Source organism: Ectobacillus panaciterrae DSM 19096 (genome assembly GCF_000430785.1).
In the GTDB taxonomy this organism is placed as follows: domain Bacteria; phylum Bacillota; class Bacilli; order Bacillales; family Bacillaceae_G; genus Ectobacillus; species Ectobacillus panaciterrae.
In genome coordinates this window covers 1-15,314 of the sequence record NZ_AUMR01000092.1, presented here as the reverse complement: position 1 = coordinate 15,314, position 15,314 = coordinate 1, and the positions used below count along the sequence as shown (strand labels likewise).

The following is a 15,314-nucleotide window of genomic DNA, read 5'->3' as shown; positions in this document are numbered from 1 at the left end:
CTCAGTCCCAGTGTGGCCGATCACCCTCTCAGGTCGGCTACGCATCGTCGCCTTGGTGAGCCGTTACCTCACCAACTAGCTAATGCGACGCGGGTCCATCTGTAAGTGACAGCCGAAGCCGTCTTTCCATTTCGAGTCATGCGACTCAAAAAAGTATCCGGTATTAGCTTCGGTTTCCCGAAGTTATCCCAGTCTTACAGGCAGGTTACCCACGTGTTACTCACCCGTCCGCCGCTAACCTCCGAAGAGGTTCGCTCGACTTGCATGTATTAGGCACGCCGCCAGCGTTCATCCTGAGCCAGGATCAAACTCTCCATAAAAGTGTTTGTCTAGCTTAAAATAAAAATTGACGTTTCATGTTTTGTTTAGTTTTCAAAGTTCATCGCCGCTTGAAGCGACTTTTATAATATAACATGCTGTTCTTCTTTCGTCAACTACTTTTTATAACTTGTCGTTGACGACGCTTATTAATATACCATAGCTTAAAAGTAACGTCAATAATCTTTTGAAATAAAAAAGAAACAGACATCTGTTTCTTTTAATGAGGCAGAATATACATTTGAATGACAGCCAATGCAATAAGTCCCGGCACCCCTAAAATTCCTGTTATAGAAGCTGTAGCAAGGTTAATCGGAATATGCAGATCAACTTGTGTTCCAATGATGTTCAAGCCAAACAACAGCAGTGCTCCTACCATAATCTTAATAGATGTTTTCCCAAGAAACCGCAAAGGCTTTAGAGGCGCCCCAACCAGCAGCAATAAAATAATTAACCCGGCAATGACTAAAATCACGACAAAATGATTCATCTCTCTTCCTCTCCCTTATAACTTGTACTATATTTTTATGGGAAACGAAGAAGAAAAAGAACACCTATGAATAAGAAAAAGCGATGTTCACACAGAACATCGCTTTTTACCGCTTCATCATAGTAACTCGGCGCTTTTTTGCTTCTTTTAATGTATAAAAGTACTTTGCTTCAGCAATTTGCAAATGGCAAAGTACTTCTTCAGAAGGCTCCAAGCTCTGTTCTACTATTCGTTTTTGTCTCAGCCAGTCTTGTTTCAGCTCTTCTAACAGCCCTACAAGCTTCTCATCATATTCCCGTCTTAAATATCCTTTTCGGCGAAAGAACATGGGTTGTCTCCTCCTGCTGTTATAACTCTCTTATAGCTCTCTGCGTCCTTCTAGCGCTTTAGAAAGAGTAACTTCATCGGCATACTCCAAGTCTCCGCCAACCGGAAGACCATGAGCAATACGTGTTACTTTAATCCCTGTAGGCTTTAAAAGACGAGAAATATACATAGCCGTCGCTTCTCCTTCAATATTCGGATTGGTAGCCAGTATAACTTCTTTCACCGTCTCATCGTGCAGACGCTTCAGTAAATCCGGAATACGAATATCTTCGGGGCCAACTCCCTCCATCGGAGAAATTGCACCATGGAGAACGTGATACACACCTCGGTATTCCTTCATTTTTTCCATAGCAATTACATCTTTTGGTTCTTGAACCACACATATAACAGACTGGTCTCGATGCGAATCATCGCAAATATAGCATGGATCCCGATCCGTGATATGGCCGCAAACAGAGCAATATGTTAAATTTCGCTTTGCATTAACCAAAGCCTTAGCAAAATCCAATACATCGTCTTCTTTCATATTTAAGACGAAAAACGCTAACCGGACAGCCGTTTTCGGTCCGATTCCCGGTAATCTCATAAAGCTGTCAATCAGCTTCGATATAGGTTCTGGATAATGCATTCACACAGCCTCCTAGAACAGCCCGCCTGGCAAGTTCAATCCCTTCGTGAATTGTCCCATAGTAGCTGCTGTTAAATCATCCATTTTCTTCAGCGCATCGTTTGTTGCTGCCAATACTAAATCTTGCAGCATTTCGATATCTTCCGGATCTACAACTTCTTCTTTAATGCTTACTTCTAAAACTTGCTTGCTTCCGTTAACAATGACTGTTACCATACCGCCGCCGGCAGTTCCCTCTACCGTTTTTTGCAGAAGCTCTTCTTGTGCCTCTTGCATTTGCTTTTGCATTTTTTGCATCTGCTTCATCATATTATTCATGTTTCCCATTCCACGCATCATAGTAAATTCCTCCTAATGATTATTCTTGTATTTCAACTAATTGCTGGCCGACTAATTTGATCGCCTCTTCTACAAGAGGATCTTCTTTCTTTTTTGTTTCTTCTGTCGGTTCATTTTTCAAGAAGTCTTCCCGAATTTTCCCCCATTCAGACTTTGGAACTGCAATCATATGCAATCTCTTTCCTAGCAATTCAAACAGAATTTGCTCAGCTGTTTCTGTTCCTTCTAGGTTCTCACCAGCCATTTTACAATGAATCTCATATTGAAAAGCAAGGACATACGAATCAGAAGCCGCTGCTACAGGCTCGCTGTTTTCCAAAAGCACTGCATACGCTACTTTACTTTTCGCCTTTAACTGCTCCAATACCTCTCCCCAAACGCCCTTTAGTTTCTCTAGATCCTTGCGAGTCGCCTTCTTAAGAATCTCATGAATACGTCCAATCGGTAAGCGAATACCTGTCCGTGCGGGAGCCTTTGGCGCTTTCCTCTGTTCCGTTGCAGATGACTCTTGCGCTATAGGAACACCATTTTGCTTGAGCTGCTTCAGCTCTTGTTCCATTTCTTGCATGCGCTGTAAAACAGATTGCAAACGATCTGCTCCATTTGTTTGCAGCATAAATTGCTGACAAAGCTTTACCATTACAACTTCAAGAAAAATACGTGGATGATTTGTCCACTTCATTTCCTGCTGGCTCTTGCTTAGAGTATGAATTACCTCATAGATGGTATTCGCACTGATTTTTCCGCTGAGTTCGCGAAATTCCTCATCCGCAACTACACGCTCAAGCATATCCTCAAGCTGAGGAGATGTCTGGTATAGCAGCATATCACGGAAGTAATATATAAAGTCCTCCATAAAACGCAGAGAATCTTTACCTTGATTCATAATGGCATCTACAATGCGCAACGCCTGAGGCACATCATTCTCATATATACACTGGGCTAGATGGCCCAAATGCCTCTGAGAAACAGAGCCTGTTACCGCAAGAACTTCTTCCACGGTAACTTCGTTTTCGCTGTATGAGATTGCCTGATCCAACAAGCTCAGGGCATCCCTCATTCCGCCTTCCGCTGCTCTCGCTACGATATGTAATGCTTCATCGCTTACTTTTGTCCCTTCATTGTCAATAACGGTTGTTAATCGCTCTACAATATCACGAACAGAAATTTTTCTGAATTCAAAGCGCTGACAGCGAGAAATAATAGTTGGGGGAATTTTGTGAGGCTCTGTCGTCGCCAAGATAAAAATAACGTGCTTGGGCGGCTCCTCCAGCGTCTTTAGCAAAGCATTAAATGCTCCAATGGAAAGCATGTGCACCTCGTCAATAATGTATACCTTGTAACGGACGGAACTCGGAGCGTACTTTACCTTATCGCGTATATCCCGAATCTCATCTACCCCGTTATTGGAAGCGGCGTCAATTTCCAGGACATCTCCAATCGAGCCGTTGGTAATGCCTAAACAAGACGGACACTGATTGCACGGCTCTGCTGCAGGCGCGTGTTCGCAGTTAATGGCTTTAGCAAACACTTTGGCAATCGTTGTTTTTCCTGTCCCGCGAGGACCGGAAAACAAATAAGCATGTGATACTTTTTCTTGAAGAAGGGCATTTTGCAACGTCTTCGTTACATGTTCCTGGCCGACCACATCTTCAAACTTCTGTGGTCTCCACGTTCGATAAAGCGCCTGATATGACACGAAAGCGAGGCCTCCTCCAAAGAATTTTGTCTCATTGTATTATACCCTATTTATGCTTGGGATTCCATTCGAAAAGCGGAGCCGGCTCGCCCAGGCGCAGAACCAGAGGTTCTCGCCTCTCAAAAGCGCTTTTTTGCTTTTGTGTGGGCGTGGTTCTCTGGTGGCAGCGCCTAGCCGGCGGAGCTAGACACCGCGAAAAGCGGAGCCGGCTCGTTCAGGCGCAGAACAACAAAAAAACCCACTCACGCGGAGTGGATTTTATATGTGTATGTAACTGCCGTGCACCTTCTGTCGATTATGTGCCATAAGCGTTACTTAAGCAGTTAGCTCGGCCCAGGCACCCCTGCGGCACACGAGAGCTTCCGCTTATTGCTGCTTCCTTCCGGATCTGACAAGGTTCACGGATTCCCGTTGCGCAGGACCCAGACGTCAACGCCACTTACTTAAGGCAGGCCCTACAGCAGCATAACCTCGAGAAGGGATTCGGCCTCGCTAGAGCGGATTGCGAGTACAGGGCACCGCTACCTCCCCGCTTAGCACGGCAAAGTTAAAACCATATTTGGTTGCCTTAATCAAGGCATTATCAGTATAACTTGTTTCGATATAAATTGCAACTTGTCATTTTGTGCTCTCTCTACCGAGTTTTTCCTCTTTCTTCTTTCTGCGCAGCTCCCGGAAGAAATCCGAAAGCAACGCCCCGCACTCCGCTTCTAGAACGCCGTTTACCACCTCCGCCTGATGATTGAAGCGCTCCTCTGTAAGCAAATTCATAAGAGTCCCGGCGCAGCCCCCTTTTGGATCTTTCGCGCCATACACGACGCGCTTCACGCGCGACAGCACAATAGCACCGGCACACATCGGGCATGGCTCAAGCGTCACGTACAGCGTTGTATCTTCTAAGCGCCACGTCCCAAGCTTCCGGCAGGCCTCGTCAATGGCAAGCAGTTCAGCATGAGCAATGGAGCGCTGCTCTGTTTCACGAAGGTTATGGGCCTTGCTTACAACTTCATCATCCAGCACGATAACAGCTCCGATAGGCACCTCATAAATCCCGCCTGCTTTTTTGGCTTCCTCTATCGCCATCCTCATATAATACTCGTCACTTTTCATACTGATAGTCCTTTCTTTATGGTACAAATAACTTTTTCCCTTTCTACTAAAACTAAATGGAAAGAAAGAAGAACGCAATATGCAAAATACAGCTTTACTTATTATCGACATGATTAATGATTTCCAATTTGAACACGGCACCATATTTGCTGATAAATGCAAACACAACTATCATAAGATACTTACATAAATTTCTAAAGCAGTTTTTATAGTAATTTGATCCTTCCCCTCTCTCTTATGCTACAATAATCCTGTTTTGATTTTTTTGTTCGTCTTAAGACGCCGTGGTAAAGGAGGAGCAACAATGGTAAGGATACCTTTTATAACTGTAGAGGGACCGATCGGTGTCGGCAAAACTTCGCTTGCCAAAGCTATCTCAGATTATTTCAGTTTCCATTTGTTAAAAGAGATTGTAGATGAAAATCCTTTCTTAGGAAAATTTTACAAGGATATTCATGAGTGGAGCTTTCAAACAGAAATGTTTTTCCTCTGCAATCGCTATAAGCAGTTAGAAGACATCCATGTCAAATACTTACAAAATGAAATGCCGGTTGTAGCAGACTATCATATATTTAAGAACTTAATTTTCGCAGCAAGAACATTACAGCAGGTACAGTATGAAAAATATATTCAAATTTATGATATCCTCACAAGAGACATGCCTACTCCAAATGTAATTGTGTATTTGACAGCAAGCCTCGAAACCTTGCAACAACGAATTGCTATGCGCGGCCGTGATTTCGAAAAGAATATCGACCCACACTATTTGCTTCAACTTATTTCCGACTACGAAATAGCAATGGAGAAATTTACAGCTAATCACCCTGATATTCCTGTACTGAAGTTTAATGGTGATAATATAGACTTCGTTAACAATCAGAATGATTTGGATTACATTTTATCCGCACTGAAAAATACACTGAAAAAGGAGATTATACTGTAATGAATTTGAGAGAAAAATACGATATTCCAAATGATGCAATCATTACAATTGCAGGTACGGTCGGTGTAGGAAAATCCACCATGACGAATGCTCTTGCCAATGCGCTGGGATACCGTACTTCCTTTGAAAAGGTCGATACGAACCCTTACCTCGACAAGTTCTATGCGGATTTCACACGCTGGAGCTTTCACTTGCAAATTTACTTCTTGGCAGAGCGCTTCAAAGAACAAAAGAGAATTTTTGAGTACGGCGGCGGATTTGTACAAGACCGTTCCATTTATGAAGATACAGGCATTTTCGCAAAAATGCACTATGAAAAAGGTACAATGACAGAAACAGATTACGAAACATACAAAGCATTATTTGATGCAATGGTGATGACACCATACTTCCCTCACCCTAATTTATTAATCTATTTGGAAGGTTCTTTTGAAGACATCGTAGCCCGCATTCGCGAGCGCGGAAGACCAATGGAACAGCAAACTCCAATTGAATATTGGAAAGAAATGCATGAACGCTATGAGAACTGGATTAACGGCTTTAACACATGTCCGGTTATGCGCTTAAATATTAATGAATATGACATCATTCAAAATGATGAATCCATTGAACCAATTGTTGAAAAAATTGCATCCTTCATGAAACATACAAGAAAGCTTGTACGATAAAAATAAATCCCGTGCGGAATTCGCACGGGATTTATTTTTTAGTTTAATTTTTTTGCATTACGTTTTGTCGACGCAATTAACTCTTCTCCAGTCTTGCCTGCATGAATACGCTGGCGCACAGTACTTTGACTTAGACCATACATATCAGCAATTTCTTTTACTGTCATTTCTTTACCGTCTACAACAGCTGTTAAAGCTTTGCTGCTTCGTTTTGCCGCTGCTTTTTTAGGTTTCTCTTCTTTCTTTGCATTTGTATCTCCTGCATGGCATATACAGCCGCAAAGCTTACGGAAAGTCTCTTCGCTAATTGTATTGGATACATTTGCTCCGCTATTAAGAATTCGATCCCTTTTGCAAGCCGGACATTGTACATAATATAACGTTTTTCCTTCTAGAGGAAATGTTTGTATAAGAAGTTCCATCGCTGCTCCCTTCATTTCCCAAACTAGTCTAAAAACAAAAACTCGTTACAGCTACGTAACGAGTTTCCAATCTCCACTTATATGCGTATGCGCTGTTGTCAATGTAATATAATATGGCGGAGGAAGAGGGATTCGAACCCCCGCGCGGCTTTCACCGCCTCTCGGTTTTCAAGACCGACCCCTTCAGCCAGGCTTGGGTATTCCTCCTTATTGACATGAAATATAATAGCAAAACATATTCTTTTCGTCAAGTACGATCCTTCTTTAACAAAAAAAGGAAGGGGATATCCCCCTTCTCTTTACTTAATTATTTCTTTATTTCCCATGTATGGACGAAGTACTTCCGGAATGATAACAGAGCCATCTTCCTGCTGATAATTCTCAAGAATTGCTGCTACTGTACGTCCAATTGCTAATCCAGAACCATTTAGTGTGTGTACATGCTCTGGCTTGCCATTTGCTTCGCGACGGAAACGAATGTTTGCACGGCGGGCCTGGAAGCTTTCAAAGTTACTGCAAGAAGAAATTTCACGGTATGTGCCATAGCTAGGAATCCATACTTCAATGTCATATTTCTTTGCTGCTGTAAAACCTAAATCACCCGTACACATGCTTAGCACACGATACGGAAGGCCAAGAAGCTGCAGGACACGCTCTGCGTTATTTGTAAGCTTCTCAAGCTCATCATAAGAATCCTCAGGCTTTACAAACTTCACAAGCTCTACTTTATTGAATTGGTGTTGGCGAATTAATCCGCGTGTATCACGGCCCGCAGATCCTGCTTCAGAACGGAAGCACGCGCTGAATGCTGCATATTGAATCGGAAGCTCATCACCGTTTAAAATTTCATCGCGATGCAGATTTGTTACAGGTACCTCTGCTGTCGGAATTAAGAAATAGTCTTCGCTTTCAATGCGGAATGCATCTTCTTCAAACTTCGGAAGCTGCCCTGTTCCTGTCATGCTGTCTCGATTTACGATGTATGGAGGCAGCACTTCTTGATAACCGTGCTCGTCTGTATGTAAATCCAGCATAAAGTTAAATAAAGCACGCTCTAATCTTGCACCTAATCCCTTATAGAATACAAAACGGCTGCCTGTTACCTTTCCTGCGCGTTCAAAATCGAGAATGCCAAGCTCTGTCGCAATATCCCAGTGAGGCTTTGGTTCAAATCCAAACTCAGGAACATTCCCCCATTTGCGTGCTTCTACGTTATCATCCTCTGTTTCACCTGTTGGAACAGACTCATGAGGGATATTTGGAATCGTCAGCATAAGATGCTCCAGATCTTCTTCCACTACACGAAGCTCGTCATCTAATTCTTTAATTTTCACGCCGACTTCACGCATTTCTAAAATTAACCCTTCTGCATCTTTCTTCTCACGCTTTAACACAGAAATTTGTTGAGATACTTCATTACGCTTGCTTTTCAGCTCTTCTGTTTGCACCAAAAGCTCTCTTCTTTTTGTATCCAGCTCTTCAAAGCGGCCGAAATCGGTTAAATCTTCTCCTCTGTGCTGAAGCTTTGCTTTTACTTCTTCAAAATTAGCACGTAAATATTTAATATCCAGCATCTGTTCTTCCTCCTTTTCGATAAAAAACAAAAAACTCCCGTCCCCTTGGAAAGGGACGAGAGTTTACCCGCGTTGCCACCCTAGTTGAAAGCAATAGCTTTCCTCTTTACAGAACATAACGACTCTTCGCCGGAAATGCTTACTTGTCACAAGACGTTCTGCATTTCGCTCCAGGATGGATTCACAAGCCGCATCTGTCGGTTTTCACCAGCCACCGACTCTCTGCAAGAAGACGACCTTGCTACTGCTTCCTATCAACGCTTTTCGGATATAAGTTTACCATCAATTTACTATAATCTTTATCAACTTGCAAGGGACTTATACCACTTTTTTTGCTTTTGCTTCTTCTGCCATACCAACGAAGTACGCCGTTACACGGTGATCATCGGTTACTTCAGGATGGAAAGAAGTTGCCAAGAAGTTTCCTTGGCGTACAGCAACGATGCGGTCCCCATGAACGGAAAGAACCTCTACATTATCGTCTACGCTTACTACATAAGGAGCACGGATAAACACGCCGATAAATTCTTCTCCTGCACCTTTAATAGAAAGTGCAGCCTCAAAGCTTTCACGCTGTCTGCCGAACGCGTTGCGCTCAACTGTAATATCCATTACACCAATATGCGGCTCGTTATAGCCAACAAGATGCTTTGCCAGCAAAATCATACCTGCACATGTACCAAACATTGGTTTTTCTTCTTTTGCAAATTGACGAAGAGGCTCCATAAAGCCGTATTTATCAATTAAACGGCGCATTGTTGTGCTTTCGCCGCCAGGTAAAATCAATCCATCTAATTCTGCCAACTGTTCTACCTTCTTTACAACAACAGCTTTTGCACCAGATGCCTCAATTGCCTTCACATGCTCACGTACAGCGCCTTGCAGTCCTAATACACCAATTGTAATCATGTATAAAGCTCCTTTTTTACCAGCCGCGCTCTTGCATGCGTTGCTCTGGAAGTAATGAAGAAATCTCGATGCCCTTCATAGGATTTCCAAGATCTTTAGATAATCTTGCAATTAGCTCATAGTCTTCGTAGTGAGTAGTTGCTTCTACAATCGCACGAGCGAATTTCGCCGGATTGTCGGATTTAAAGATACCAGAACCAACGAATACACCATCTGCGCCTAATTGCATCATAAGAGCCGCATCTGCCGGAGTTGCGACACCGCCTGCTGCGAAGTTTACAACCGGTAAACGGCCTAAGCGTTTAATTTCAAGCAATACTTCATAAGGAGCTCCAGTTGCTTTTGCATATGTCATAAGCTCGTCTTCACGCATACCTGCTACTTGACGGATTTCTGCGTTCACTTGGCGCATATGACGAACAGCTTCTACAATGTTACCTGTTCCAGGCTCACCTTTTGTACGAAGCATAGCTGCACCTTCACCAATACGGCGTGCCGCTTCGCCTATATCACGGCAGCCACATACGAATGGAACCGTATAATCACTTTTTAGTAAATGGAATACTTCATCTGCTGGTGTTAAAACTTCACTCTCATCAATATAATCTACACCTAATGATTCTAATACGCGAGCTTCTACAATATGACCGATACGGCATTTTGCCATAACAGGAATAGAAACTGCTCCCATAACCTCTTCTACGATTGTAGGATCTGCCATACGCGATACGCCGCCTGCTGCGCGAATATCAGCTGGAACGCGCTCAAGTGCCATTACGGCTACCGCTCCTGCTTCCTCTGCAATCTTTGCTTGCTCAGCGTTAATTACATCCATAATTACGCCGCCTTTTTGCATTTCTGCCATTCCGCGTTTTACACGCTCTGTACCTGTTACATTCATCATCTTAAGGAGCCCCCTTTATATATGCTTATTTCTATTGTACATCAAAACATTAAGAATACTCTTACATTCTATCATTACTTATTACGCATTTGTCTACTATTTTTTACTAAAAAATCAGGAGAAATAACAGGAAATTCCGTACATTTTTATAAAATTGCCCTTAATAAGTTCTGTATTAGCAGAATATAACAAAAAAGTCCCCATTGGGGGACTTTTTAGAACCAGCCTTTTACCGTATCTACAGCTCCTGCCCAAAGATTACTAAAAAATGAACCGATTCCGCGCATTGCAAGTACAAACCAATTCGCTTTTTCTACATTCTCTTTTGTTACAAGCTCTGTTTTCAATTCCTTGCCGGATAGAAAGCCCGGATCACTTCCATCTTTAGAGGCAATGGTCATATAACCGACCTTTGTACCTTTCTTAATAGGAGCAATCACTTCTTTTTTATCGAATTGATATCCAATTTTATAAGGGGCCTTTTCACCCTTTGGAACAGCAATTTGAATTGCCTTTGCTGTTTCAATACCGACTTCTTTTTCTTTTCCCTTTGCAACGGCAGCAGTTTTCTTATCCTTTAACTGATAACCCTTAGGATATAATTCTTTGGCTTCAAAGCTGCTAAAACCATAATCAAACAGCTTTTTCGTTTCATCAAAACGTGCCTTATATGAATTTGTCTTAATAACAACGGCAATAAGACGCATATCTCCGCGTTTCGCTGTACCTGTAAAGCAATAACCGGCTTCTGGCGTAGAACCCGTTTTCAAGCCGTCTACTCCGTCATATGAGTAGACAAGGCCTTTTAACATCCAGTTCCAGTTATCCATTTGAACTGGATATTTCCCGCCCTCTTGGAAAACTTTCTTTGTAATTTTCGCCGTATCCAGAGCATCCGGGTAATCAGTTATTAAACGTTGTGCTAAAATTGCACAATCTTTTGCAGACATTTTGTTTTCTTCATCGGGGCTTGTACCAGGCGGTTGTTGTCCTTTTAAGTCCTTATTTGTAAGACCTGTAGCATTTACAAACTTATAGTTTTTCATGCCAAGCTCTTTTGCTTTTTCATCCATAATTTTAAGGAAGTTAGCTTCTGATCCGCCGATAAGCTCCGCCAATGCAATTGTTGCCCCATTGGCAGAATAAATTGCCATTGCTTCATACAGCTCTTTTACTGTATAAGACCCGCCCTTTTCTAAAGGAACATTGGAAAGGCTGCGATCTTGAGAAATTGTGTGTGCATAGTCTGAAATCTGTGTTTTTTGATTCCACTTAATCTTACCCTTTTCGACCGCTTCGTGTACAATGTACTCCGTCATCATCTTTGTCATACTCGCAATCGGTAAAGACGCATCCGGATTTTTTTCGTATAAAATCTTACCTGAGCTTGCTTCTACCAAAATTGCAGCTTCTCCTTGTACATCAAGTGCAGGGTTTGTTGCTGCTGATGCACTGCTATATGTAAAAAGCATACTGCACAATAACGTAAATATAGTTACTACCGCGAACATTTGCTTTTGAAACGACACTTTCACCTTGCAACCTCCTATAGAATTGTTTTCACATAAAATTTATTCTAACACAATTCCAAAAAAATAGACAGAGATAGTCTTATCTCTGTCGAAAACTGGAATATTATAATGAATAGTTTGGCGCCTCTTTTGTAATTTGAATATCATGCGGATGACTTTCACGCAAACCTGCTCCGCTCATTCGGATAAATTGTGCATTTTCACGCAAATCTTCTAAATCCTTTGATCCACAATATCCCATACCTGCGCGTAAACCGCCAACTAATTGATGCAATGTATCCGCCAATGGTCCTTTGTAAGGAACACGTCCTTCAATTCCTTCCGGCACGAGCTTCTTGTTGCCTTCTTGGAAATAACGATCCTTGCTGCCGCGTTCCATCGCTCCGACAGAGCCCATCCCGCGGTATACCTTAAAGCGGCGGCCTTGATAAATTTCCGTTTCCCCTGGGCTTTCTGTTACGCCGGCAAACATACTGCCCAGCATTACAACATGTGCGCCCGCAGCCAGTGCTTTCACAATATCTCCGGAATACTTGATTCCTCCGTCTGCAATAACCGGTACGCCGTACTTGCGTGCTTCCGTTGCACAATCATATACAGCTGTTAATTGCGGCACACCCACTCCTGCAACGACACGTGTCGTACAAATTGAACCAGGACCGATTCCTACTTTAATGATATTTGCTCCTGCCTCAATTAAATCGCGTGTTGCTTCAGCTGTTGCCACATTACCTGCAATAATATTAAGATCTGGATATTTTGCACGAATCTCTGCTACTTTGTCTAGAACGCCTTTAGAATGACCATGTGCCGTATCTAATACAATTACATCTGCATTTGCCTTCACAAGTGCATCTACACGAACTATTGCATCAGCTGTAACGCCAACCGCTGCACCTACAAGCAAACGGCCTTGCTTATCTTTGGCAGAATTCGGAAATTCAATCACTTTTTCAATATCTTTAATTGTGATTAATCCTTTTAGTACACCGTTTTTATCTACAAGAGGGAGCTTTTCAATTTTATGCTTTTGTAAAATCTGTTCTGCTTCATTTAAGGTAGTCCCTACTGGAGCGACAATTAGATTTTCCTTCGTCATAACATCGGAAATCTTGATGGAGTAATCCTGAATAAAACGCAAGTCACGGTTTGTAATGATACCAACAAGTTTTTGTTCTGTCTCATTGTTTACAATTGGAACTCCAGAAATACGGTATTTGCCCATTAAATGTTCTGCATCGTACACTTGGTGATCAGGTGTTAAAAAGAAAGGATCTGTAATTACACCGCTCTCGCATCTTTTTACTTTATCCACCTGGTCAGCTTGCTGCTCAATAGACATATTCTTATGGATAATACCCAGACCGCCCTGACGAGCTATTGAAATAGCCATTTCTGCTTCTGTTACCGTATCCATACCTGCGCTTAGAATTGGAACGTTTAACTGCAGTGTCTCAGATAAAACTGATTTTACACTCACTTCTCGTGGCAGCACCTCAGATTTTGCCGGTATAAGCAATACATCATCAAATGTCAGGCCTTCTTTTACAAATTTAGATTCCCACATGAATTGTCCCCCCTATAATTATAATTCCTAAAATATTATTAGTAGCTTAACAATTGGATAAAATACTGTCAAGGAAGTGACTATATGTTAGAATTTTTAGAATTTAAAAGGAGTTTATTTCTATATGGAAACAGCATCTGTTTGGAGAAAACTTAGTTTTTTTATCTCCTCTTCCCATTCACAAAATTATCTTTCCCATTGCTATAAACAATTAGGCATCCCTGATTATGAACGGAGAAGCTTTGAAAATTGCTACCCCTTTATTTATTACTTGGAGCATGGAAAAAGTTATTATGAGCTATCTCGTATTTCCCCTCTTTCAATTAAGCCTGTTCTTCTTTTTTATGGGATGATACAGTTGCTAAAGGCATGTTTGCTTACCGTAGATCCTAATTATCCTGAATCTACTTCTGTGCTGGCTCATGGTGTTACAACGAGAAAAAGAAAAAAGCAAAGCTATGAGTTCCTTCAGGATGAGGTCAAAATTCAAAGAAATGGACTATTTACACATATTGCAGAACAAATGTTTCATATGAAACATTTAGAGGGAGAAAAATTTACGATGGAGGTATTATTAAAACGGGTAGGTGAGCTTAAAGATTTGTTTACGTACAGCAAAAAAGCTCCTGAATTATATGCAGTCAAACGTGTAAGTGACACAATGATTTCAGTACCCAAGCCGATTCTTGACCGCTATAATATGACAGAGGATCGATTTATCGAATATTTTCAATCCTCTTGCTCACATTTAGATATACATCCTGAGGTATCCCAAAACACCAAAGATTATATATATTTTCGTTCATCTCTTGAGAATTGGAATGGGCTGCTAAGTTCTCCTCTTACATATGATTTTTATACAAATACACATTACTTACCAATTAATCGGGAACTAATGAATGTTTTTCCAGAAATGTTAGTTCACTATTTACTGCTTTACAATTTAAGTATGATTTCAAGGTATGAAACAGAATGGTGGAGCGAGCTTCTTCATAGCTATTCGACTGAAGATTATCCCTTTATTCATCAATTTCTATCAGTTTCGTCAGATAAAATTCCTTATTATATTTATCTTTACTTGATTACAAAAACAAAATAAGTTACATATTTCCTAAGAAATTTTTAAAAAAACTTATATATGAGTGAATTATAATTTCAACATTTCCATGTGCTATATACAATGAAAAGGGAGTATGGCATGCTTCTTCTCTCTGGTTTACCCTTGCATGAACTAAAGGTTTGACCGCTTCTGCACATCGCCGGATGATCTCTTCCCGCTATAAAAAGACGTTTTTTATTCACTTGTATATAGTACGGGCTTCTCCCGTATTAAGTTCTTTTTGGATGGGCATAGAGAACCTGCCGAGTTATAGTAGCGGTTAAAACTCTTAAGACGCCCTGACCTATGCTTTTTGACTAAGCAAGTGGTTTCTTTTGTGTAACGTATACCGCGAGCATTATGGATTTTAAACAAAGAAAAATAACGGGAAGCATTACTGCGAAATTTTATACTCTCTTATATGTTTAAAACAAAAAAGGATCAGTCAAATGACTGATCCTTTTTTCAGTGCCTAGCGACGTCCTACTCTCACAGGGACAAGGTCCCAACTACCATCGGCGCTGAAGAGCTTAACTTCCGTGTTCGGTATGGGAACGGGTGTGACCTCTTCGCCATCATCACTAGACATATGAAGGATATTCCTTCAAAACTAGATAACATAAGATAAAGTGTATATTGGTTAAGCCCTCGATCGATTAGTATTCGTCAGCTCCACGTGTCGCCACGCTTCCACCTCGAACCTATCAACCTGATCATCTTTCAGGGATCTTACTAGCTTGACGCTATGGGAAATCTCATCTTGAGGGGGGCTTCATGCTTAGATG

The 15,314-nt window shown here is 41.6% G+C and carries 15 protein-coding genes, 1 tRNA gene, 3 rRNA genes, 1 other RNA gene, 1 pseudogene and 1 other annotated feature; of the genes and pseudogenes, 4 read left to right on the top strand and 17 right to left on the bottom strand.

From position 1 onward, the window contains the following. The 8 genes from H540_RS0118405 to tadA form a co-directional block, all read right to left on the bottom strand. Positions 1-320, bottom strand: a 16S ribosomal RNA gene (locus H540_RS0118405); the annotation flags it as partial. Between the two features lie 218 nt (positions 321-538). After that, positions 539-808: a pro-sigmaK processing inhibitor BofA family protein gene (locus H540_RS0118400; RefSeq protein ID WP_028401893.1), complete on the bottom strand. Its 270-nt coding sequence runs from the start codon at positions 806-808 to the stop codon at positions 539-541. Between the two features lie 106 nt (positions 809-914). Continuing rightward, on the bottom strand, positions 915-1,136 hold the full coding sequence (locus tag H540_RS0118395; protein ID WP_028401892.1) for a YaaL family protein: 222 nt from the start codon (positions 1,134-1,136) through the stop codon (positions 915-917). Positions 1,137-1,166: 30 nt separating this feature from the next. Next, positions 1,167-1,763, bottom strand: coding sequence for a recombination mediator RecR (gene recR / locus H540_RS0118390; protein ID WP_028401891.1), 597 nt, complete (start codon positions 1,761-1,763; stop codon positions 1,167-1,169). A gap of 12 nt (positions 1,764-1,775) precedes the next feature. Further along, positions 1,776-2,102, bottom strand: coding sequence for a YbaB/EbfC family nucleoid-associated protein (locus tag H540_RS0118385; protein ID WP_028401890.1), 327 nt, complete (start codon positions 2,100-2,102; stop codon positions 1,776-1,778). Between the two features lie 19 nt (positions 2,103-2,121). Further along, positions 2,122-3,801 carry a DNA polymerase III subunit gamma/tau gene (dnaX, locus tag H540_RS0118380; RefSeq protein WP_028401889.1) on the bottom strand — a complete coding sequence of 560 codons (1,680 nt, stop codon included), beginning with the start codon at positions 3,799-3,801 and terminating at the stop codon, positions 2,122-2,124. A 277-nt stretch (positions 3,802-4,078) separates the two neighbouring features. Continuing rightward, positions 4,079-4,343, bottom strand: an RNA gene (gene ffs / locus H540_RS32315) — signal recognition particle sRNA large type. 76 nt (positions 4,344-4,419) lie between these two features. After that, complete coding sequence (gene tadA / locus H540_RS0118375) at positions 4,420-4,911, bottom strand: tRNA adenosine(34) deaminase TadA (protein WP_028401888.1); 492 nt, start codon at positions 4,909-4,911, stop codon at positions 4,420-4,422. Positions 4,912-4,990: 79 nt separating this feature from the next. Here tadA and H540_RS33365 point away from each other — a divergent pair. The 3 genes and pseudogenes from H540_RS33365 to H540_RS0118365 form a co-directional block, all read left to right on the top strand. Next, positions 4,991-5,095, top strand: a pseudogene (locus H540_RS33365) (cysteine hydrolase family protein); the annotation flags it as partial. A 120-nt stretch (positions 5,096-5,215) separates the two neighbouring features. Then, positions 5,216-5,854 carry a deoxynucleoside kinase gene (locus H540_RS0118370; RefSeq protein ID WP_028401887.1) on the top strand — a complete coding sequence of 213 codons (639 nt, stop codon included), beginning with the start codon at positions 5,216-5,218 and terminating at the stop codon, positions 5,852-5,854. Continuing rightward, positions 5,854-6,522: a deoxynucleoside kinase gene (locus H540_RS0118365; protein ID WP_028401886.1), complete on the top strand. Its 669-nt coding sequence runs from the start codon at positions 5,854-5,856 to the stop codon at positions 6,520-6,522. The genes H540_RS0118370 and H540_RS0118365 overlap by 1 nt, the downstream gene beginning before the upstream one ends. 38 nt (positions 6,523-6,560) lie before the next feature. On the opposite strand, the gene H540_RS0118360 is transcribed toward H540_RS0118365, so the two are convergent. From H540_RS0118360 to guaB, 7 genes are all read right to left on the bottom strand, one after another. Further along, positions 6,561-6,944 (bottom strand): sigma factor-like helix-turn-helix DNA-binding protein, encoded by a 384-nt coding sequence (locus tag H540_RS0118360; protein ID WP_028401885.1) that lies wholly within the window; start codon positions 6,942-6,944, stop codon positions 6,561-6,563. Between the two features lie 114 nt (positions 6,945-7,058). Continuing rightward, positions 7,059-7,151 (bottom strand) — tRNA-Ser (locus H540_RS0118355). A 92-nt stretch (positions 7,152-7,243) separates the two neighbouring features. Beyond that, positions 7,244-8,518: a serine--tRNA ligase gene (gene serS / locus H540_RS0118350; protein WP_028401884.1), complete on the bottom strand. Its 1,275-nt coding sequence runs from the start codon at positions 8,516-8,518 to the stop codon at positions 7,244-7,246. 48 nt (positions 8,519-8,566) lie between these two features. Next, positions 8,567-8,785, bottom strand: a binding site (T-box leader). A 51-nt stretch (positions 8,786-8,836) separates the two neighbouring features. Further along, entirely contained in the window at positions 8,837-9,427 is a 591-nt protein-coding gene (gene pdxT, locus H540_RS0118345) for a pyridoxal 5'-phosphate synthase glutaminase subunit PdxT (RefSeq protein ID WP_028401883.1), read from the bottom strand. Between the two features lie 16 nt (positions 9,428-9,443). Continuing rightward, positions 9,444-10,331: a pyridoxal 5'-phosphate synthase lyase subunit PdxS gene (gene pdxS, locus H540_RS0118340; RefSeq protein WP_028401882.1), complete on the bottom strand. Its 888-nt coding sequence runs from the start codon at positions 10,329-10,331 to the stop codon at positions 9,444-9,446. A 215-nt stretch (positions 10,332-10,546) separates the two neighbouring features. Further along, complete coding sequence (locus tag H540_RS0118335; protein WP_028401881.1) at positions 10,547-11,866, bottom strand: serine hydrolase; 1,320 nt, start codon at positions 11,864-11,866, stop codon at positions 10,547-10,549. Between the two features lie 100 nt (positions 11,867-11,966). After that, complete coding sequence (gene guaB / locus H540_RS0118330) at positions 11,967-13,430, bottom strand: IMP dehydrogenase (protein WP_028401880.1); 1,464 nt, start codon at positions 13,428-13,430, stop codon at positions 11,967-11,969. Between the two features lie 124 nt (positions 13,431-13,554). Here guaB and H540_RS0118325 point away from each other — a divergent pair, with 124 nt between their 5' ends. Then, positions 13,555-14,529 (top strand): YaaC family protein, encoded by a 975-nt coding sequence (locus H540_RS0118325; protein WP_028401879.1) that lies wholly within the window; start codon positions 13,555-13,557, stop codon positions 14,527-14,529. A 470-nt stretch (positions 14,530-14,999) separates the two neighbouring features. Here the strand turns inward: H540_RS0118325 and rrf are convergent. Further along, a 5S ribosomal RNA gene (gene rrf / locus H540_RS0118320) occupies positions 15,000-15,115 on the bottom strand. 50 nt (positions 15,116-15,165) lie between these two features. After that, positions 15,166-15,314, bottom strand: a 23S ribosomal RNA gene (locus tag H540_RS0118315); the annotation flags it as partial.

Excerpts from the sequence above, each read along its gene's own strand:
- H540_RS0118400 (WP_028401893.1), bottom strand. The coding sequence starts at position 808 with ATGAATCATTTTGTCGTGATTTTAGTCATTGCCGGGTTAATTATTTTA.
- H540_RS0118395 (WP_028401892.1), bottom strand. The coding sequence starts at position 1,136 with ATGTTCTTTCGCCGAAAAGGATATTTAAGACGGGAATATGATGAGAAG.
- recR (WP_028401891.1), bottom strand. The coding sequence starts at position 1,763 with ATGCATTATCCAGAACCTATATCGAAGCTGATTGACAGCTTTATGAGA.
- H540_RS0118385 (WP_028401890.1), bottom strand. The coding sequence starts at position 2,102 with ATGATGCGTGGAATGGGAAACATGAATAATATGATGAAGCAGATGCAA.
- tadA (WP_028401888.1), bottom strand. The coding sequence starts at position 4,911 with ATGAAAAGTGACGAGTATTATATGAGGATGGCGATAGAGGAAGCCAAA.
- H540_RS0118370 (WP_028401887.1), top strand. The coding sequence starts at position 5,216 with ATGGTAAGGATACCTTTTATAACTGTAGAGGGACCGATCGGTGTCGGC.
- H540_RS0118365 (WP_028401886.1), top strand. The coding sequence starts at position 5,854 with ATGAATTTGAGAGAAAAATACGATATTCCAAATGATGCAATCATTACA.
- H540_RS0118360 (WP_028401885.1), bottom strand. The coding sequence starts at position 6,944 with ATGGAACTTCTTATACAAACATTTCCTCTAGAAGGAAAAACGTTATAT.
- serS (WP_028401884.1), bottom strand. The coding sequence starts at position 8,518 with ATGCTGGATATTAAATATTTACGTGCTAATTTTGAAGAAGTAAAAGCA.
- pdxT (WP_028401883.1), bottom strand. The coding sequence starts at position 9,427 with ATGATTACAATTGGTGTATTAGGACTGCAAGGCGCTGTACGTGAGCAT.
- pdxS (WP_028401882.1), bottom strand. The coding sequence starts at position 10,331 with ATGATGAATGTAACAGGTACAGAGCGTGTAAAACGCGGAATGGCAGAA.
- guaB (WP_028401880.1), bottom strand. The coding sequence starts at position 13,430 with ATGTGGGAATCTAAATTTGTAAAAGAAGGCCTGACATTTGATGATGTA.
- H540_RS0118325 (WP_028401879.1), top strand. The coding sequence starts at position 13,555 with ATGGAAACAGCATCTGTTTGGAGAAAACTTAGTTTTTTTATCTCCTCT.